Source organism: Salinivibrio costicola subsp. alcaliphilus, from assembly GCF_001996185.1.
GTDB lineage: Bacteria > Pseudomonadota > Gammaproteobacteria > Enterobacterales > Vibrionaceae > Salinivibrio > Salinivibrio costicola.
In genome coordinates this window covers 108736-129556 of the sequence record NZ_MUFR01000003.1, presented here as the reverse complement: position 1 = coordinate 129556, position 20821 = coordinate 108736, and the positions used below count along the sequence as shown (strand labels likewise).

Sequence of the window (20821 nt, the reverse complement as noted above, 5' to 3'; positions counted from 1 at the left end):
GTTCAAGCTTCTGCTGTTTGGTTAAAGTCACTTTCATAGGTAGGAATCATGATCCTGTTTCTACGTAAAATCAAGCATCTTCAATGATCACGGGTATAATGGTTTTATTTTCAGTGGCATAAGTGCATGCACTAAATGCGATGGTGATAAAAAATGCATGAATGAGACAGCGTCGCATAAGGCTCTTCCGAGTGACCACTTTTGAAGAGTGTAGCAGGGGCTACAGAGACTGCGATTCTGATTGTTCGTAAAAAATGTGATATTCCATACAAAGTTATCTCTTTCAGTCCACGACTGGGCGTGAAATGCGTATCCTTAGCGCCGACAAAGGATGTAAGGATAACACTATGATGCGCGGGTTTTGGGTGGGGTTATTGATACTCAGCCTAACAGGATGTGCACAAAAGCTGGGACGGCCGTTTGATATAAAAAATCTTGCGAAATCAGATATGGATTTGATTACCGATATTCATATCGCCGAAATTCGTCAGATCACCGAGCGACTACTGATCAAGCTCTATAAACGTAATCCCAGAGAGCTAAAAAAAGTGCCCGGAATGACCATCGACCAACGCGTTCACCAGCTAATGGCTGAGCAGCGTCCCCAGAATGGATTCCGTGAGCTGGGTGGAATGGACGGCATTGCATTGTTGCCGCTGGCATTTTCTACTGAGTTCGAGGGTGATCGTGTATTCGCACTGATGGCCGGTGTCACTGGGATGATAAGCGCTAGCTATAATCACCAGACTGAGTTCTTCTTACTCGATGATATTGATCAGCAAAAGCTTTATAACTGTGCACGTAACCTTGAAAAAATTGCGTGGCTGTTAAATAACCGTCGTGATGATCAAGGTCATTTGCTGCTGCTCAGTAACGGCATGAATGCAAATGGTGTCCCCAATTATAGTTATGAGCGCTTACTGAGTCAGATGATCTTGATCCAAGATATGATGGCACTGATGGTGGCGGACAGTACCAATCGTAATATCAATCAAGTGGTACACAGTATGGCCTCTATGACCTTTTTCCCGATTTGAACGCCACCGCTACCGGCCTACCACGCAATGGTGTTGCCTTGATAATCGAAAAAGTGTCCGCTTTGGCTGTCGGTGAGTGTATCGAGAACTTGCTTGAGCCCTTGCGCCGAGATGTCGGCGGTAATCAGCGCATTAGGACCGCCCATTTGGGTTTGTACCCAGCCAGGGTGTAGGGCGACGGTGCGAATCCCTTTTGGTCGTAAATCAATTGATAAGCTTTTGACGACTGCGTTTAGAGCGGCTTTGGAGCTTCTGTAGATATAACCCCCTCCTGATTGATTATCGCTCATACTCCCCACCTTTGATGAGATGAAGGCGAAAATAGGAGTATGTCCGCTATTGTTGGCAAGCGTGAGATGTGGGATAAACGACTCAGCCATGACTAGTGGCGCAATGGTATTGACCGCTAACACCTCTCGCCACGCCTCTGTGTCCGTTTCTCCTAGCTGATAGCCTTTGGGACCATATTGACCGGCATTATTGATCAGTAAGTGAATGGGCGTGTCACTGAGGTTTGATGCAAGTTGTTGCACTGCGGCGTGGTCTGTCACGTCCAACGCCTGTGTTGTCAGTGAGGCATAGTGATTTTTTAGCGTCATTAAATGCGGCGCGGAACCCGGAAAGCGGCAACAAGCAATAACACGCCAGCCATGTTCAAGATACCGCTCGGTAAGGGCTAAACCGATTCCGCGATTCGCGCCAGTGATAAGAAGTGTCGGGGTCATAAAACGCTCAATGTTGTGGATGAATATCACGTCATTATATGACTAATCCACCATCAACTTTAAGTGTTTGACCTGTGATAAAGCTCGCGTTGTCGCTGGCAAGAAAACTGATCGCATTCGCGATGTCTTGTGCGGTACCCATTCGCCCGAGTGGTGTCTTCCCTTTCATCATGTCGATGACTTTATCTGGTAAGTTGGCGGTCATAGGCGTTTCGATAAATCCAGGTGCGACACAGTTGGCGCGAATTTGTGCGCCATGACGAGCGAGCTCTTTTGACCAGGTTTTTGTCATTGCGATGACACCTCCTTTTGATGCGGCATAGTTGGTTTGGCCAATATTGCCATCGGTACCGACCACTGACGATAAACTGACAATCGCGCCATGCTCTTGAGCGAGCATCAGCGGTGTTATCGCCTGTGTCATGGTAAATACCCCTTTAAGATTCACATCAATGACAGCATCCCAATCCTCTTCGCTAATTTTGGTTAGCAAATTATCACGCGTGATCCCTGCGTTGTTAACGAGCACATCGATGACTGCGTTGTGTTGGTGCAGCGTCTGCACCCAGCTGGCGACAGCGTCTCTGTGGCAGACATCGAGCGCCACGGGTTTTATTACGGCATGGTTTTGCCAGTCTTGCATGTTATCTACAGTCCGGTCTAGCGCGTAAACGGTGTGTGCTCTCTGTTCGACAAATGTCTCGACGATGGAACGGCCAATACCTTGAGCGGCTCCCGTAATGACACAGTGTTTACCGGTCAGCATAGTTTTTCTCCTTGTTGTATTGATCAATAGGTTCTTGGGCGGTTGGTCATCTAAGCCTTTGCTTCTTCTCGCAACGTTGCGCCACTGAAAGATCAACGTGCAACAACTGGGCCAAAGGCAAGCGTCTTAAGCATACATTGTGATATCAATCTGAGGAGAAATAGGCTAAAATTTAATCAAGATGTCACCTTGTTTAAGAGAGGACCTATGCCGACGTCAATCAACTCGCAACCTTTGTCGCAGCAATATATGCAGCGTCAGCGTGACCGTCAGGATGATCAGGTCAACGGCGGTCTCAATAACTCGATGAGTGTGCAAGAACGCGCTGAAGTCATCCGTAAAGAGCGGGAAGAGCAAAAAGAGACTGCCGCATCGAGTGAGCAGCGCGAGGATAAACGCGACTATCAAGCTTTAATTGATCGTGTTGCTGAGCAAGAGGCGCAAAAGACAAAAGCGAACGCGTACAATCAGCAGCAACAGGCATTGATGGACCAAGTTCAAAAAACGGTTACCCCCAACGCACAGCAAACCAGCTATAGCTTGAAGGTTTAAAGCTTGAAGATTTAGAGCTTGAAGATTTAAACCTTGATGGCAGACGATGTTCAACAGGATCCCACCTGTAGACCGCTGGTTTCCCGACATTCTGCTCATCGGAAGCCATTATCAATCGGTCACGCCTCTCTTACCTACTTGGTTAGCCGTCGCTCTTCGTAGCGTCGGTGCGTTCATCTAAAATGCCCCGCCCTTTCTCCTGTTCTTGTTTCTTTAATGTAAACAAAGTGTATAAGAGGTGATTGAATCTCTTTACATGCCGTTTTGTTTTATCAGCTTGATAAAAAAGAACTTTGTAAGATTATCTCTTTCCTGTTCAGTAAGAGTTACAGCATTGGTTAACACTATTGTAACGACCTGAGCGTGCTGGATTACTAGTGCTTACTTTGGCGTCATGCTATTCCTACTAGCATCAACAAGGAGGAACCATTATGACATCCACACTGCAAAAACCTGTAAAAACCATTAACCCATTAGGGACAGATGGGTTTGAATTTGTGGAATATACCGCCCCCGATCAAGCCGGTATTGATGCGTTGAAAAGTCTATTCTCATTGATGGGTTTTGCTGAAATTGCCAAGCACAAACACAAGCATGTTTGGCTGTATCGCCAAGGCGATACCAACTTTATTGTTAATGGCGAACCCGAGTCTCAGGCACAAAGCTTTGCAGAGCACCATGGCGCGAGCGTGAATGCGATGGCATTCCGTGTTCAAGATGCTGTTCATGCAATTGCTTACGCGGCAAAACAAGGTGCCAAAGTGGTTGAGCCCAATATCGGTCCGATGGAGCTTAGCATCCCGGCGGTATATGGCATTGGCGACTCATTACTCTACTTTGTTGATCGTTACGGTGATCAGAGTATTTACGAGGTTGATTTCGACTTCTATCCTGATTGGCAAGCGCGCCTTAAAGAAGCCGATGCAGGATTGAAGGTTATCGATCACCTGACGCACAATGTCGATATTGGCAACATGGATGTATGGGCTGATTTCTATGATCGTATCGCCAATTTCAAAGAGATCCGCTTTTTCGACATCGAAGGCAAAAAAACAGGGCTAAAATCTCGTGCATTGACTGCTCCGTGCGGAAAAATCCGTATCCCGATTAACGAATCCAGTGATGATAAGTCACAAATTGCCGAGTACCTAAAAGCGTACAATGGTGAGGGTATTCAGCACATTGCAATGACGACAGAGAATATCTATCAAACAGTACGCACGCTGCGAGATCGGGGAATGGCGTTTATGGATACGCCAGAGACCTATTATGAGCAAGTGAATCAGCGTGTTAGCGGTCACGACGAAAATATTGATGAGCTCCGTGATACTCGTGTTCTGATTGATGGTGACGCGGATACTGGCATCTTGCTACAGATTTTTACCAATACAGTTATTGGTCCTGTTTTCTTTGAAATTATCCAGCGTAAAGGCAATCAAGGCTTTGGTGAGGGTAACTTTAAGGCTCTGTTCGAATCGATTGAGCTTGATCAAATACGTCGCGGCGTGTTGGATTGATCGCTCAGAAAATAAAACCCTTCGCGCTCTTTAACCGGAGCGCTTTTTTGTCTACCTTTCCTTGTATCTAGCCGGATATTTTTCGCCCCAACGACGAACGGGCTCTATGCTTATAGGGCAAGCTCTTCTATTAAATAGGTGATTATGAAAGCAGGCAAAGCCATTTTACGCCATTCCTTATCAGTATCGTTGATGACGAAGCTGGCGCTATGCTGGGTAATACTCATCGCCTTATTCGCATCACTATTACTTTTTGCCGATTATCAATCCCATAAATCACAGGTCCAGCGCGTGTTACAAGATGTTGGCAGCCGTGATGTCCGCACCATGACTGATCACCTATGGCGAGTAGAAACACAAGCATTTGAACAACAAATTGAACAACTTATTGCACAACCAGAAATCGATTACATACACGTTTATGATGCTGACAGCACACAAATTGAACGTGGTGTAGAGCCAACTCAACAATCGATCCAGATGAGTTGGCCATTAATTGCCAAAAAAGAAGGCAATGAATATGTACTTGGCCAGCTTGATGTGGCCTCGAACTATACCGCATTACGTGCTTATCTAGGAGAGAGTGCGAAGTGGGCGTTTCTAGGTTGGTTGGGGGTTTCAGGGCTGGGCGTGATAGCGTCAATGTGGATAGTGCAACGGTATCTCACCGCACCATTATCGGCTCTGCACCAACAGGTGAATCAATGGGACAACGGCTTACCAAATCAAATCAGTGTCCCACCAGAATGTCGCGGTTGGTGGGGGTTTGAGGCGCGCTACAATGCTATGGTCACTCAATTTCGCCAAACGCTATCGCGGGTTGAGAACGAGAAGCTGGATGCCGAAAAGGCTAGCCACAAAAAAAGCGAGTTTCTGGCTAACATGAGCCATGAAATCCGTACGCCAATGAACGGCATTATCGGGATGGCATCGCTGCTGAAAAGTACGCGTTTGAATGATGAACAACAAGAGTTCGTTGAAATGCTAGAAACCTCCTCGATGTCGTTACTGGATGTGATTAACGATATCTTGGACTTCTCTAAAATAGAGGCAGGTAAGTTAGAGTTAGAACCATTAGAGCTCAATGTATTTGAGTTGGGTAAAGATCTGGAAAACTTGTTCACGCTGAGAGCTAAAGAGAAACACTTACAGTTTGGCTGTGAGATTGATCCAGAGATATCGCCCTTGCTAATTGGTGACACACCGCGATTACGCCAAGTGATGATCAACCTAGTCGGGAATGCGATTAAATTCACTGAACAAGGCGACGTCGCCGTTTCGATTACCAAAGTTCTTGATGAGGGAAACGCTTGTGTACTTCGTTTTCAAGTGAAAGATACTGGACCTGGTGTCCCGATTGAAGCGCAAAATCGTATCTTTGGTAAGTTTGAGCAAGGCGACGCTTCAGCAGCAACCGCAGGTGGTACTGGGTTAGGCCTCGCGATTTCTCAGCAAATTGTCAACCTGATGGGGGGGCGAATCACCCTAGAAAGTGAAGTGGATGTGGGCAGCCTATTTTCGTTCTCGGCGCGCTTTGAATGTGCAGATGTGCCGCTTGCGACGCCCGTAGAGGCGTATTTATTCGCGGGCGCGCCAATGCTACTGGTTGATGACAGTCGTCTTAATATGCGGATTACAACCGCGCAACTGAGTAATCTCGGCTGTCAAGTGACCTGTTGTATGCATCCCGATGATGCGTTGCCGCTTATTAAAGAACGGCTTGATAGCCAATCTCCATTTAAAGTCGTTTTGCTTGATAAGATCATGCCCAAAATGGATGGCTTTAGTCTCGCCGAGCAAATTGTCACTGAATTGGGTGAGAGAAGCCCAGCCATTATCATGCTGACGGCTGCGCCTGATGTGATTGATAGACCGCGCATCGAGCGATCAGGCATTGAAGGTTATCTTGGACGCCCTTATCAATTTAATGATTTAAAAGCTAATTTAGTTCGGATCCTTCAACAAAGACAGCCCACGCTGGGTATTGTGCGTTCAACAGGAAAGGGGACATCACTGGCAGGGCTACATGTTCTCGTGGTTGAGGATTCCAAAGTTAATCAACGCGTTACAGAAGCTATGCTGACGCAGTTAGGCATCAATGTGCGATCAGCGGATAACGGCGAGCAAGCGTTAGCCCTTTGGAGCAGTCAGCCTTTTGACGCCATTTTCATGGACTGCCAAATGCCGGTCATGGACGGCTATGAGGCGGCAGCACTGATCAGGCGTAAAGCGTCTCGCACGGACCGAATCCCCATTATTGCATTAACTGCCAACGCAACAGCAGAAGATAAAGAAGCATGCTTAGCGGCTGGCATGGATGATTATATTGCTAAGCCTGTTCGACAACACGAACTAGCAACCATGCTAAGAAAGCATACGTTTACCACAGACACACAACTATTGACCAAAGAGTAAGCGAAATAGTCAGCGCTGTTACGCAAGTGTGATCTTAGTTACAAACATATCATAAAATACGAAGGATTCTTGGTGTGGTCTAACCTCTTTTCGTTAGGGTTCTAATCTTTGAGTGGGCTTGGCCCCAAACATAATTAGAAAGCAAAACGCAAAGAGGAAATATGAACAGAAAAAAACTGTTTTCAGGGGTAGCGGCTTTATTGCTAAGTGTCGGCGCTCATGCTGGCGAACTTAACGTGATGGCTTATAACATCATGCAATTGAGCAACCTACAAGATTGGGATCAAGCAGAACGAGCGGCTCGTTTACCGACTGCGATTGCCGACATGGATACCCAGCCCGACATCATTTTGGTTAGCGAAGCCTTCAACGCTGAAGCAGAGCAAGCAATGAACCAACTTGCCAACCTATATCCTTACCAAACGCCCAATGTGGGGCAAGATTGCAGTGGTGAGGGTTGGGATGCATTAACAGGAGATTGCTCTAACTCTCCTTTCGTCGTCCGGGGTGGCGTCACCATTATTTCCAAGTATCCGATTTTGACCCAGCAAGCGCACATTTATAATAACAGTTTACGGGGCAGCTGGGACTATCAAGCAAATAAGGGGTTTGCGTACGCTAAGATCGATAAAAATGGCGAGATCTTCCATTTGATAGGTACGCACTTACAAGCCACGCATGATGGCATGTCTGATGAAGAACACGAGGTTCGTTTAGGGCAACTTGGCGAGATCAAACAATTTATTAGCAACAAAGACATACCGACTGACGAACCCGTGATTGTCGGCGGAGATATGAATGTGGAATGGAGCCGTCAAGATGAAATTAAGGATATGAAAGCGGCACTTAATGGTGCACTGCGCTTCTCTGAGCCTGAAGTGACCTCTTTCTCCGCTGAACATAACTGGTTTACTAAAGCAAACGCGTATCACTTTGAGTATGATCTGAATTACAACACGACGTTAGATTATATTTTATGGAGTCGTGATCATGGCAAGCCTGTTAACCAGCCGCAAATGCAGGTTGTGCGCTTAAAAGCGAAGGATAGCTGGTACTGGGATTACTTAGAAGGTGAGTGGCCACAAGAAGCAGGACAAACCTATCATGATGGTTACTACAATGAGCTTTCTGATCACTATCCGGTAATGATTCAGTTTAAATATCAATAGTGTGATTGAGTGATCTCATTCAGTTTTTGCCGGAAAACGGCAAAAACTCGCTGGAAAAAACGGTGAGCCTTAGTTGGTTCACTGTTTATATGCTGCATTTAATATGCCCAGTAGCACCATGGTTGCAAGGCTGACGCAAGTGATGATGGGAAGAGGTGGATAATTAAGTGTTAATGTCGCTAATAGTGACGCGAATCCATATCCGAGCGTATGCGCCATAGCGATATAACCACTGACTTTCCCCGGTTCATTGTCGAGCCTTTGCATCGCTTGGCTAGTATAGGCAGGGATCAGCAACGCACAGGCTCCTGATATTACGAGCATAGCAACGATTAATGCGCCCAGGGTAGGGAGTAAAAGTAAGCTATAACCTGCAACTAAGCTGATTGCGCCGATGCCCAGCATGTGGTCGATGCTTAGACGCTGTTTTTTTACCACCAACACTTGTACGGTGAGCGTTGCAATGCCGCTTAAGGTAAGCAAATAGCTCATCATCTGGCTAATTTTACTGGCAGACCATTCGGTGATGGTATGGAGTATCGGCGTGAGGTTGTATTGCAATAGGGCAATTGCTGCACACACGGCGAGTCCATATCCCATATAGGGCCAAATAGCTTTTGGCGCCAGCCACTGACTGACAGGCGAGCTTGATGTATCTTTCTGGCCCTCACGGTGAGGCATGAGGCTGATAACCAATGTGGCGATTAATGGCAGTAATAACATCAGCACAAGTGAGGCATACGGGCTGACGATTAAAACCGCCGAGGCGATTAATGGGCCGGCCAAGCGACCGAGACTTAAACCAATACTGATTGAGGTGATCGCCTGCATGCGGCGTGCCTCGCCAGCGAGTAACACGGCCCAATGCTGATTGGCGGGAACCATGCCCGCCACGGTTAAGCCATACACGACTCTTGCCATCAGCGCTAATGCTAACCAAGGCCATTGGTTGAGGCTGTTTTGCGCGCCCAGCGTGGCGATCAGTAACAGGACAAAGCTAATAGCCATGCCGATTAAGGCTTGAAGAACCACAAATTTGGGGCCGTACTGATCGCTTATACGTCCCCAAAAAGGCGCAGCAGGGAGAAAGAGTACACTACCCACCGCTATGATCACCGCCCAGGTTGACAATGAAAATCCGCCTTGTGCCACTAACAGTGGCAGCGAGACCAACAGCCCGTTTTGTCCAATGCCCATCAGAGCAGCAATAGACGTTAAGGTGATAGACTGCCATTTAGCGGTCTGTGTCGTGGGCTTTGTTTGTGTGTACGCCATTACCAGCCTGCTACCTTTTGCATCTGAGCTGACTGTGTGGAGGACTCAGTCAGCGTCCAGTCGAGTAAGCCGTGATGATGCGTAATGTCGTATAGGGGCGTGTCGCTAATCGCATTAATAATGGTTGCTGCCCGCCAGGCCGCGAGACTCAATTGTGGCTCAATAATACCGTGACAATGGGTGCCGACATTCATCATATATAAAGCGAGTGAACTGCCTTCACGCATTTTTACTCGGTAGTGAGCATTCACATTCGGTCGTCCCTCGTCATCAAGGTCGAGGTGGTCGCTTAAAGTATCGAGGCACTGAGGGAGTGCGCGAGAAAAACCAGTACACAAGATCACCACCTCTGCATCGAGTGCTGTGGTTACTCCGGTCAAGGTAGCTGTGGTCGCTAACTGGTAACCTGCTTGGTGTGATTGCATCCCAGTAAGCGTTTGTCCTGGAAGCAGTCGCCACCATTGCGGTGACCGGCGCACATATTTATCGTGATACAGGCGTTGATACAGTCCTTGCAAGCAGTCGTCGGTAATCCCATCACTGGCAAGCTTTTGTTGCGCAAGCTGAGTGTGTTTGATCTTGGGGTCGAGGCTATGAAACTGCTCTGCGTAATCAGGGATAAAATACTGATCAGTAAAAGGGTTCTCATCTAATCCTTGCAGGTTAGGACGGCGAGAAATCCAATCAATATGCGCTACTTTACCAAATTCACCATCAAAGAGATGCTGGAAGACATCGGCACCGGTTTGACCACCACCAACAATGGCAACTTTTTTACCCCTTAAGTCCGGTTGTCGGAGGGCAAGTTCACTGGCATGAAAGACCCGCTCACCCACAAATGGCGCAGCACAGTCAGGCATAAACGGTTGGGTACCGGTGCCAACGATCAAATGATCGCAGCTCAATTGTCCGTGTGGCGTACTCACCGCGAAGCCTGAGCCGTGAGGCATGATATTCAGTACTGGCGTATCGAATTGGGTGTTGGGAAGCTGATGAGCCACCCAAGCCATATAATCAGAAAACTCTAACCGCGATACCGTCTGTTCGCCCCGCGCGGTAAAGGGATAAAATTTTTTGGTCTTAACCAGGTAATTAATAAAGGTGTAAGGGCTCGTTGGGTCGACGGCCGTCACCATGTCTTTTAGGTATGAGGTTTGCATTTTCGCATCATCCAGCAATAAGCCGGGATGCCACGCAAACCGTGGCTTTTGCTCAACAAACAAATTCGAAATGGACTGACTGTGGGGAGCCAGCAGCGCCGCCGCACTGAGATTAAAGGGGCCAAGCCCTACACCTAAAATAGAATAATGCCTTGTCATAACTGCATCCTTATTGCGCATAACGTGCGAAAAAGTCGTCACGCTCACATTGCATCAGTGCAGCGCGCTTATGGGGAAAATCGAATTCTTTTTGTTTTTTCATGCCCACACCGCGAGCAATTCGGGCTACGCGCCAATTTGTTGCATTAGGCTCACCCATTACGTTTCGGGTACGAGGCTCGGCTAAGAAACAGTAATGGATAATAGATTGCGCCCAGGTATTAAAGTATTGGCGACCCAAAAAGTCGGAATTACCAACTAACATATGCATACCACGATCGAAAGCATCGACATCGTAGTAAGGTCCAAGCCGGTCTTCCGCGACCCAATAAATTTCAAAGTAGCCGAAAGGCTTTCCATCAAACTCGCCAATCACGGGGAGCAAGTGCGCATCGTGATGGGCCTTTTGCAGATATTGGCGATGAAACTTGAGCGAGCCCTCTAACTCCCAAATCGGGGCAATATCCGGATGGTTGTGCCAGGCGTGAAAGCAAGCAAGATCGCGTTTCGTTTCTGCTGGACGTAGCGTTAGTGTGCGCTTGAGGTGATAAAAGTAGCGACGATAGAACACGCCTTGTGGTTTCTCAGGTCGCGTTGGGTGGGTTAAACCGTTCTCTGCGGTTTGGTATACCTCATTGGAGGGTGACTGAGCTTGGTGCCAAATCGGGCAGTGTTGTTTAAACTGCGACAGTGTCAGTGGTGTGCAGGGGGCGACGACGGATTGCAGAGCGTGAGGATAATCACTGGCATACAGTGCTTGGCACTGATGCTGATAAAAGGCGTGCTCAACCGCCGCCCACCAGAGTGATTGATCATTGCAATAGCGCGTGGTTAGCGTTGCGGTGTCATTGTCCGGTTTGTGCAGCACGAAGGTCGCTTTGGCTTGACCATGTTCCATCACGTCGATGAGGTGATAAGACGCGTCGAGCGAGTGGCTGCGAAGCCCCACGGTGCGATCAAGATTGACCGGTTTAAATACGCATGAGCCCAGTGCGTTATCACCATAAAATGGGTTATCGATATCCGTGTAAATTTGGCTGGGATCGGCCAGTGTCGCTTCATTGTGATCGGCGAGGAAAGTGTGGAAGTTCCGTTTCCAGTGCAGGGTCGGCGAGTCGAGAAGATAGTCATACAGGCGGCTATCCACAGGATGGCTCGCTCGCCAAGTTGCGAAAGCTTGACGGCATACCTGCCACAAACGCTGCTCGGTGACACCGGTGGCTTCGCTGATCGCGGAAAGTGTATTGATTAGTGTATTACCAATCAGGTAGTAGCTCAGATACGGATCAACCTTGTCGGTTGGGACGTAACAGCTTGGTAACCCTTCACTGAATGCATCGGGGAACAGCGCAGGGGCAGGGTCGGTGATCCAAATACCTTGGCAGTCTCTGTACATCATGGCGCTAGGCAAACCGTGCGCGGTACGCAGCAAGATATTTTGCTGATGGGCCAGTAACAAGATGCCATAATCGCTGCGTGCCAAACACAGGGGATACAGAATATGGTCCAAGAAGGCGGCTAACCAATGATGTGCGGCGTCGTGCTGTGTCCATTGATGATGTTGTGCGGCTTGCGCGATCAGCGCGCCAATTTGGCTGCCTTGCCCATGTGGCTGGTTGATACTGGCGAGCAGGTGGACATCTTGATCGGCTTGGTGGGCGAAAATATTGTCGCGCAAGCTCACCAAAGGCAGTGATAAAGGCTCACCTTGCTTGGACAAAATGGTGCACCAGACCGGCTCTTCGATAAAGGTCGTCGTGGGGGTTCGCTGCTGCAGCGTTTGTCCGGGGGCTGCGTTGAGCATTTTACTCAGTAAGGTACCACGCTTGGCTTCGGTGGCGGTTAATAGCCGTACCGAGTTAGTGAGCTTGACAGGCAGAGAGACTTTTAACATCCACGAATGGTCGGGATGATAGATGGCGCGTGACGATGAGGTGGCCAGCCAGCCGCTACTGGTCAAGGCTAAATCAATCACGCTGTTTTTGAGTGCTCGAGCGTCATCACTGTCACGCCATGCTTGCGCTTGTAAAGGATGCATGGGCAAGGGAAGCCAGCCTTGCGACAAATTGGCCGCATGGGTTAAGCCCACGCTATCGACAAACAAGGATTGCAAGGTGTCGAGTACATCATGGTTAACCCCTTCACCTGTCCATTGCCCCGGCGCAACCGCAAACCATTCAATCGCAAATGACTCCGCAAATTCGGGTAGATACGCCTCTTGCTGTTCGGGCGTCAGTGGTTCATTGCTCTTGGGGGCAGGGTGCATGCTATGACCGCCGGTCAGAGACTGCTCCGATTCGATAAAACGCTGTGGCCAGCGGTCGGCGAACCTGTGTTGCCAATGTGCCTCTGCCCGCTGCACATAGGCGTCAGACTGACTAACACGTGATGCAAAGCGATCGATACGCTCGCCACTCAACTCGGGTACCAACTCGGCGATACGGCATACTGCATCGGCAAAGGTAGTAGGGACAGTTTCACCGTCGCTACCGCGCCACAGTATGTCACCTTGATAACGATGACGGCCGGCTGCTGAGGTGTAGGTGAGCGGTAATAATAATTCGCCGTGTTCACACGGGAAACTGGCGTGGTCAGGCTGACCTTTTATCACACGCGTGTGTGGGTGCTCGACAAACAACGCATTGAAAAACGCATTCAAACTCAGGGGATGTGTCATGACAACTCCTTACAGACACGGGCTTACTAAGGCAATGTTGTGGTGCAACTATGAGTGAAACAAATTAGGAGAAAAGGCGCCCAGCGAGGACTGGGCGCGAAAAGGAACATAGTTAAAACGTGGCGCTGTAGCTTAAGCTAAAGGTGCGCCCTACGCCGGCGTAGTCAAACATGTCGGCGCTAGCGAGGCCGCTATAGACTTTCTGCGCTTTTTGGCTCCAAATGGTTTGATAGTCTTTATCAAACAGATTTTGGATGCCGAAGTTAAGTTGGCCGACTGGCAAGGTGTAGTAACCATTGAGGCCGACAAGCTCGTAGCCCTCAAGGCGGTCGCCATCTTCATCAGACAGATTGCCAACGTGTTGGAGGTTTAGCTCGGTGCCCCAATCGAAGTTATCGTAGCCCACTGCCGCCATCGCGGTGGAAGGGCTGGCATTGTAGATACTCAGCTCATCCCAATGACCGTTATTTTTGATTTCGCTTTGCACGAGGTGGCCTTGTGCGCGGCTATACCAGCTATCTGTGAGGTAGTATTTAATTTGCCCTTCGATACCATAGATACGCTGTTTATCGCTAGCTAACTCAACATCGAGCTCGTTATTGTATTTATACGACTTATCAGAAATCGAGTAGTACGCGGCGACTTGTGCGTTGTAGTCTTGTTGCTGGGTACGCCAACCGAGCTCAAAGGAGTTGGTTTTTGCACCGTCAAGAGGCGTGTTATTGACATTTACACTGCTCAAGAGCTCGCCATTGCTCATCTCTTTGTCTTTGCTTACCTTGACCTTGTCATACTTACCCTTACCATAAAATTTACTAGGATCAGGCATATTAAAGCCTTGACTAAAGTTAGCCCAAACTTGTTGGTTGTCGGTCAGGTCATATTTGAGCCCCGCATTTGCGAGCCAAATATCCTTGTCTGTGGTGCCGCCTGGGATGGCATCAGCATCGGGTAAATAACCGAACAGTATATAGGATTGCTCTAGGAAGCCCACAAAGTCACTACCTTTGTATCGCGTGTATTGGTATCGAACACCAGCGAAGGCATTAAGTTTTTCGCTAACCGCCCAATCTGCTTGAGCAAATAGTCCAGCATTTTGCGTATCGAAATCTGGATAGCGACCAACAGTACCTATTTCTTCAAATTCGAGCCCATTGCTCTGTGTTGTTTTCGTACGATCGTAAACGCGTTGAACCGCTGAGAATTTTTCATAACTATAATCAGCGCCATAGTTCAGTGTAAGCGTATCAAGCTTTCGCTCGAATAATAGCTTCGCGCCAAAGATGTCATTACTTTGTTCAGAGGCGCTGAATATACCTCCACGCGGAAACGGGTAATTCCCGAAAGTTTCTTCACGATAATAGGCCTGTGCAAGTAAGGCATGATTTAATACATTGGCATGGCTGTACTGGGTATTGAGCATCAAACGTTCGGTAAAAGGTTGATCGTCAAGTTTAAGCCCTGCGCTACGCTCAACATCACTCGTTCGCTTCGTTGTATCTTCAAACCATAACCCGTAATCACTGTCTTGCTGGCTGTCATAGTATTGCGCAGTCAGAGAGAGGTGCTGTTGGTCATCTGGGCGGTAATCGAGGCTGCCCATCACATCAATGCTGTCATTAAATTGGGTATCGGTTTGGGTCACATCGGGCAGAATAGGATCGCCATTGCCGTCGTAGGCCGCGCCTTTGCCTTCATACGCTACTGACAAGCGCCCTTGCAAGGTATCACTGCCGCCGGATACCGCGACCGCGGCTTTTTTGGTCAGGTCGTCGCTGTTGTTAAACCCAGTGGTGACGCCGGTGTGAACCTCGAGCTGGGTATCGCCCGCTTCACCGCGTTTGGTGATGATATTGATAATACCGCCGGTTGCGCCCGCGCCATAAATGGAGGTCGCGCCTGATAGTACCTCAACACGCGCGACATTAAAGGGGTCGATACTATCCAATTGGCGGCTGATGGTACGTGCAGCATTCAATGCGACGCCATCAATCATGATTTGCGCGCTGCGGCCACGTAAATTCTGTGAGGCGTTGGTACGTGCGTTGGTGCTGCCAAAGTCAAAGCTTGGGATCAGCTTCCCGAGCGCGCCTTTTAATGACTCACCGCCTTGAATTTCACGGGTTAATTCTTCATTGGTGATTACCCAGTTGGTGCTGGCGGAATCGGCAATGGTCGTTTGAATCTTACTACCGGTCACAATGATGGTTTCGGTATTGGCCGCAGAAGGGGCGGCATGGGCGAGATGGGCACTGATCACTAACGCCAGAGGCGAGAGCGAAAAGCCGACTGCTTTTATGGTGTTCATAATTATCCTTATTCGTCACAACACTGCAGGGTTGGTGAGGCTGCATCCCTGCAGTACTACTGAATCACTACCTTTTTCCCATCATCAAATGATAATGGATATCATTATGATTATTGATCTTTGCTCCTTATGTCAATACATTGATAACCGAATTGCCACATTTCACTTAAATTGGTGAAAAATAACGCATAAAGGACATAGGAAATGCAGGGGAATTATTGGCAAACAGCCAATCAGAAGTTGCTCGCAAAAACCATCAGAGAGCTTCATTTTGAAAACGCGATTACCGTCTCTCATACCGAAGGGCGCGACTATCAACTCACTCTCCCTAATGCGAACTGGTCGTTTTCAGCCACCATGAGCCTATGGGGCATGGTGATTGTGGATATCGGCAGTGTGTCACGTGGGGATAATCATCAGCCCGAGCTCATCGCGCTAATAATAGATTTACAGCCAGAGATTAAGATGACGCCACTCCACCTCGGTGGGCTGATTGAAGAGTTACAAGAAACCCTCAGCGCCGAACAGCAACATCTTGCAATGTTAGATGTTATGCCAGCCGATGAGCTGGTCGCGTTATCTGAATCGGCTCGCCAGGCCTATTTGGATGCACACCCTAAGTTTCTTGCCAACAAAGGCCGGTTAGGCTGGGGACAGCAAGAGAGCCAGCAGTATGCACCTGAATATGGTAACGTTTTTGCCTTGCATTATATCGCTGTACATCGAGACTGCGCACAACATGGTTTTTGTGAGGGGCTGGATCAGACAAGTTTGCTCATCGATACACTATCGCCAGCTGCTTATGACGCGCTTATGTCGCGCTTGCCGGCGGATAAGCATGATTACCTTATCATGATGGTTCATCCTTGGCAGATGCAGCGTTATATCTACAGCCAATACGCTTCTTCAATTGCTTCTGGAAAGATAATTGATTTAGGTACGCGTCCTGAGCAGTGGCTAGCGCAACAGTCTATTCGTACCTTGAGTCGTGCGGATAACCAAGGAAAATACGATGTTAAAACCGCGCTGACGATCCTTAATACGTCTTGTTATCGCGGCGTGCCCGGCAGCTTTATTGCGCACGGCCCCGTGCTGTCAAAATGGCTCTCAGAGTGTGTGAGTCAGGACGATCTACTGTCCCGTCTTGGCATGCACGTGCAACAAGAAGTGGCAGGGGTATATTGCCCACAGCCCTATCAGGCGCAGATAGACAGTTGCTACAAATACCATGAGATGTTGGGATGTGTTTGGCGTGAACGTGCGGAAAGCTTGCTGCTATCGAATCAGCGACCTATGAGTTTGGCGACGTTGATGCAAGCCGGAGGCGATGGGATAAGTTGTGTGGAAGCGCTGATTACGCGCACCGCGTTAACGCCTAACGAATGGTTGCAGCGTTTGTTTGATCACGTTGTTGTGCCCCTTTATCACTTGCTGTGTCAATACGGGATTGGTCTCGTCGCCCATGGGCAAAACATAACGGTAGTGCTTGAGGGTGACGTCCCTGTAGGTTGTATGATCAAAGATTTTCATGGTGACCTACGCTTTGTCGATCAGCCATTTCCGGAGCTAAATAGCTTGGATAAAGATGTACGAGGTAATATTAAACACTTGCCACCACACTATCTAGTTCACGACCTGTACACCGGACATTTCGTGACGACATTACGCTTTATCTCGCCATGGTTTGTCTCACTTGGCGTTAGTGAAACTCAGTTTTATCGCCAGTTAGGTGATACGCTTCGGGCTTATCAACACGCGCATCCGGCGCTTAGCGCCCGTTTTGCGCTGTTTGATGTGTTGAGTGAGACCAAAGAGAAAGTGTGTATCAATCGGGTCAGATTCAACATTGGTTACGATGATAGCAATGAACGGCCGTTGCCCATGTTTGGTGAGCCTATCGCTAACCCTCTCGCCATTTAAAAAAACCCGCCTTTTGGCGGGTTTCTTTTAGTCGGTTAAGCAACGGGATTACTTCCCACTCTTGCTTTGCTTGGTGAGCTCTTTGATGGTGCGGCTGATTTCACGGCGTTGCTTAGAAATCTCCGCGTTTTTGATGATGTGGTCATCGACGCGGTCTTCATAATCACCTTTCATGTTCTTGATGATTTCGACGATATCTTCGTACGACATTTCTGGTTGGATGTAATCCAACAAGTTTTCGAGTAAGACAACACGTTTTTGGTTGTCTCGGATTTTTTTGTCGTTGTCTTGGATTTCGCGTTTTAGCTTGTTCTTTTGTCGTGAGTGCTTAACGATCTCGTATACGCTGGTCATCATAGTCGCCTTCTATTTTTTGAAGTATGAAAAAATTAAACCACAAGCGCGGCAGCAAACCCAGCCTTTTTCCGCTTGAGGTGGAGAGTTTTTGGTCACTTGAGTCGCCGAGAGGGCGATAGAAGAGTCAGTATGAACCTTGATACTAAGATACCCTGAGGCGAACACCTTTTCGACCATCCTACATCTCGATGAACTTGTTTGATGGTGGCAAAGATAACAGGCTGACATTGACAGTGTTATGACACATATCAATCCCAGCCATGGCCCGTCCGATGACCGTCAATAGTCGGTTGGGCTACCTTCTAACTTGACCGATGAACCCGATGTTTTCATCATGGCGCCGCGCAACATCGCTTGTACCAGCTCGGTGGCGTCAAACTTTGTGAGTGCTTCATGGGCGCCCACTTGTTTGGCACGATCAACGCTAATGTCACTGGACAATGAGGTATGCAGGATTAAGTATGCTTCTGCCAATTTATCATCATTACGGATTTCAAACGCCAGCTCGTAGCCATCGATGCCTGGCATTTCAATATCACTGACAATGATGTCAAACGGCTTGCCGGCTGATGCGGCGTTTTTCATCATTTGCAGCGCTTCTAGGCCGTTATTCGTCACAAAATAGGGGATGTTAATACTATCCAATGCCTCAGAAAGCTGTCTTCTGGCGGTTAAGGAGTCATCGACTAGCAGGATATTCATCGGCTTGAGTTTTTCACGATCCACATCGGCTAAGATAGGATGGAGCTTGTCGGGATCGGATGGGAAAATATGCTCCATGATGTATTCCACATCAAGGAGCTGCACGAGTTTATCGTCGATGTGCATAACACCGGTTAAGAACGCGCGCGTTCCTAAGGTTTCGGGCGGCTCAGAAATAGAGCGCCAATCACATTCGCTGATTTTATCGATTCCACGTACCAAAAAACCCATCACGCGGCGTTGGCAATCCGTGACGATGATATAACAAGACGCCCACTCGGACTTGGCAACAGGCTTGTAGCCAATAGCTTTCGCCATATCAATCACGGGGGTGGCGATGCCACGGAAACTGGTGGTCCCTATCACCGTTGGATGGGAGCCGGGCAAATCCGTGAGCGGCTGAAAAGGAATGATCTCCCGCACTTTTAGCGTACCAATCGCGAAAGATTGGGTGGCGGTGAGGCGGAACATCAACATGCCTTGTGCTTGATTAGCTTTGCTCTTCATAGCATCACTCTGCGTGTAATCGTCAATCGTTTAGTTATGGTAACAGCCTTAGCATTGTTCACCTATTCTTATACAAGGATAGGGGCTGATTCGGGAAAAGATACCTAATCCATCCGTATTGTCTCATATTTGAAACTTATTGATAGTCTCATTTAAACGTGGTGTCAGCCACGCTTTTTCCTCGCACCTTTTGTTAAAATGTGGGACTAAAACGGGTAAGCTGTAAGGCGAAAGGTATGCCTAATATGAGCAAATAGGTTGCCTGTCGCCATATCTTACCTAAAATAAGACTAGACTTTTTTTTGTCTCGGTGCCCAGAGCACAATAGAAAAGTCGTGAACAGCGGCACGTCGATAAGCAAATATACGTGTCCGGATACATGCGAATGAGCAGTAACACGACGGTTGAGTGAACTATGACCAATATTTTAGATTCGGTAGATTCGCGGACACGGCTGGTGGGTGAGAACCGCCTTGAGCTGTTAATGTTTTATCTAGGTTCTAGCCAACCTTTTGCCATCAACGTTTTTAAAGTCCGCGAAGTTATCAAGGTGCCTAAGCTCAACCAAATGCCGGGCTCGCATCCTAATATTCGTGGCGTGGCGATGATCCGAGGTAAATCGATCCCAGTGATTGACTTACGCCAGTCGATTGGTATGGGAACCATCGGGATGTCTGATGAGTGCAACGTCATCGTGACGGAATACAATCGCACTATTCAAGCCTTCTTGGTGGGTCAAGTGATTAATATCAAGAATATGGGCTGGGATGAAATCATGGAGCCGCCGGCAAGCTCAGGCCGTAATAACTACCTGACCGCGATTACTCGCCAAGACTTTGATGGACAAACTCGTTTGGTTGAGATTGTCGATGTAGAAAAAGTCTTGGCAGAAATTGTCGCCTATGAAGTTGGTGTGTCGGAAGATGTGCTTGATCCGCAAATTACGCCTTACATGGCTGGACAGCGTGTATTGGTCGTGGATGACTCATCGACGGCACGAGCGCAGGTTAGTGAAACACTGTCGCAGTTTGGCGTCGAGTGCATCATCAAGAAAAACGGTGCTGAAGCATTGAATTTGCTGAAGAGCTGGTGCGATGAAGGCAAAAATGTCAGTGACGAAATTTTGCTGATGATCACCGATGCAGAAATGCCAGAAATGGATGGCTACAAACTGACGCACGAAGTGCGTTCTGATAGCCGAATGAGTGACTTGTACATTGCACTAAATACCTCGTTGAGTGGCAGTTTTAACGAAGCAATGGTTGAGAAGGTAGGGTGTAATCGGTTTATCTCCAAATTCCAACCTGATCTTCTAGTGAATGTGGTACAGGAGCGCTTACGTCAGGTTGTGGCAAGTTAAATAGCCTTGGCGTCTGAGAATACATAAGCGGGCAGTGGCTCGCTTTTTTTGTATGACATTGTGAGGATCTGGCCACGACCATTATTCGTGGGTCGCTAAAACGCATACTAGATATGGTGTTGGTTGAACTACATTTAGCGTTCGGGGCATAAAGTTATCTACCGTATCTGTGGATAACCTCGTTAATTTCTTTGTAAGTAATGGTAACACGTCAG

15 protein-coding genes are annotated in these 20821 nt (G+C 48.1%); 7 read left to right on the top strand and 8 right to left on the bottom strand.

The window, feature by feature from the left end:
- Positions 1-347: 347 nt before the first annotated feature.
- Positions 348-1037, top strand: coding sequence for a hypothetical protein (locus BZJ21_RS01915; protein WP_077660611.1), 690 nt, complete (start codon positions 348-350; stop codon positions 1035-1037).
- A gap of 17 nt (positions 1038-1054) precedes the next feature.
- On the opposite strand, the gene BZJ21_RS01910 is transcribed toward BZJ21_RS01915, so the two are convergent.
- Together BZJ21_RS01910 and fabG are read right to left on the bottom strand one after the other, a co-directional pair.
- On the bottom strand, positions 1055-1762 hold the full coding sequence (locus BZJ21_RS01910; RefSeq protein WP_077668994.1) for an SDR family oxidoreductase: 708 nt from the start codon (positions 1760-1762) through the stop codon (positions 1055-1057).
- Between the two features lie 34 nt (positions 1763-1796).
- Positions 1797-2528: a 3-oxoacyl-ACP reductase FabG gene (fabG, locus tag BZJ21_RS01905; protein WP_077668993.1), complete on the bottom strand. Its 732-nt coding sequence runs from the start codon at positions 2526-2528 to the stop codon at positions 1797-1799.
- Positions 2529-2735: 207 nt separating this feature from the next.
- Between fabG and BZJ21_RS01900 the strand changes: the two genes are divergently transcribed.
- From BZJ21_RS01900 to BZJ21_RS01885, 4 genes are all read left to right on the top strand, one after another.
- Positions 2736-3080: a hypothetical protein gene (locus BZJ21_RS01900; protein ID WP_021023757.1), complete on the top strand. Its 345-nt coding sequence runs from the start codon at positions 2736-2738 to the stop codon at positions 3078-3080.
- A 431-nt stretch (positions 3081-3511) separates the two neighbouring features.
- Entirely contained in the window at positions 3512-4597 is a 1086-nt protein-coding gene (gene hppD, locus BZJ21_RS01895; RefSeq protein ID WP_077668992.1) for a 4-hydroxyphenylpyruvate dioxygenase, read from the top strand.
- A 144-nt stretch (positions 4598-4741) separates the two neighbouring features.
- The gene (locus tag BZJ21_RS01890) at positions 4742-7012 is read left to right on the top strand and encodes a response regulator (RefSeq protein WP_077668991.1); all 2271 of its coding nucleotides are present in this window, start codon (positions 4742-4744) and stop codon (positions 7010-7012) included.
- 161 nt (positions 7013-7173) lie between these two features.
- The gene (locus BZJ21_RS01885; protein WP_025744874.1) at positions 7174-8181 is read left to right on the top strand and encodes a sphingomyelin phosphodiesterase; all 1008 of its coding nucleotides are present in this window, start codon (positions 7174-7176) and stop codon (positions 8179-8181) included.
- A gap of 78 nt (positions 8182-8259) precedes the next feature.
- On the opposite strand, the gene BZJ21_RS01880 is transcribed toward BZJ21_RS01885, so the two are convergent.
- The 4 genes from BZJ21_RS01880 to BZJ21_RS01865 form a co-directional block, all read right to left on the bottom strand.
- Positions 8260-9456: an MFS transporter gene (locus BZJ21_RS01880; RefSeq protein ID WP_077668990.1), complete on the bottom strand. Its 1197-nt coding sequence runs from the start codon at positions 9454-9456 to the stop codon at positions 8260-8262.
- Positions 9456-10775, bottom strand: coding sequence for a lysine N(6)-hydroxylase/L-ornithine N(5)-oxygenase family protein (locus BZJ21_RS01875; protein WP_236719499.1), 1320 nt, complete (start codon positions 10773-10775; stop codon positions 9456-9458). The genes BZJ21_RS01880 and BZJ21_RS01875 overlap by 1 nt, the downstream gene beginning before the upstream one ends.
- Before the next feature lie 10 nt (positions 10776-10785).
- Positions 10786-13452: a GNAT family N-acetyltransferase gene (locus tag BZJ21_RS01870; protein WP_077668989.1), complete on the bottom strand. Its 2667-nt coding sequence runs from the start codon at positions 13450-13452 to the stop codon at positions 10786-10788.
- A gap of 112 nt (positions 13453-13564) precedes the next feature.
- Complete coding sequence (locus BZJ21_RS01865; protein ID WP_077668988.1) at positions 13565-15760, bottom strand: TonB-dependent receptor; 2196 nt, start codon at positions 15758-15760, stop codon at positions 13565-13567.
- Between the two features lie 204 nt (positions 15761-15964).
- Between BZJ21_RS01865 and BZJ21_RS01860 the strand changes: the two genes are divergently transcribed.
- On the top strand, positions 15965-17680 hold the full coding sequence (locus BZJ21_RS01860; protein WP_077668987.1) for an IucA/IucC family protein: 1716 nt from the start codon (positions 15965-15967) through the stop codon (positions 17678-17680).
- A 48-nt stretch (positions 17681-17728) separates the two neighbouring features.
- On the opposite strand, the gene BZJ21_RS01855 is transcribed toward BZJ21_RS01860, so the two are convergent.
- The gene (locus BZJ21_RS01855) at positions 17729-18034 is read right to left on the bottom strand and encodes a DUF496 family protein (protein ID WP_077460870.1); all 306 of its coding nucleotides are present in this window, start codon (positions 18032-18034) and stop codon (positions 17729-17731) included.
- A gap of 282 nt (positions 18035-18316) precedes the next feature.
- Entirely contained in the window at positions 18317-19246 is a 930-nt protein-coding gene (locus BZJ21_RS01850; RefSeq protein ID WP_025744876.1) for a chemotaxis protein CheV, read from the bottom strand.
- A 415-nt stretch (positions 19247-19661) separates the two neighbouring features.
- On the opposite strand from BZJ21_RS01850, the gene BZJ21_RS01845 reads away from it, so the two are divergent.
- The gene (locus tag BZJ21_RS01845) at positions 19662-20606 is read left to right on the top strand and encodes a chemotaxis protein CheV (protein ID WP_077460871.1); all 945 of its coding nucleotides are present in this window, start codon (positions 19662-19664) and stop codon (positions 20604-20606) included.
- The last annotated feature ends 215 nt before the right edge of the window (positions 20607-20821 follow it).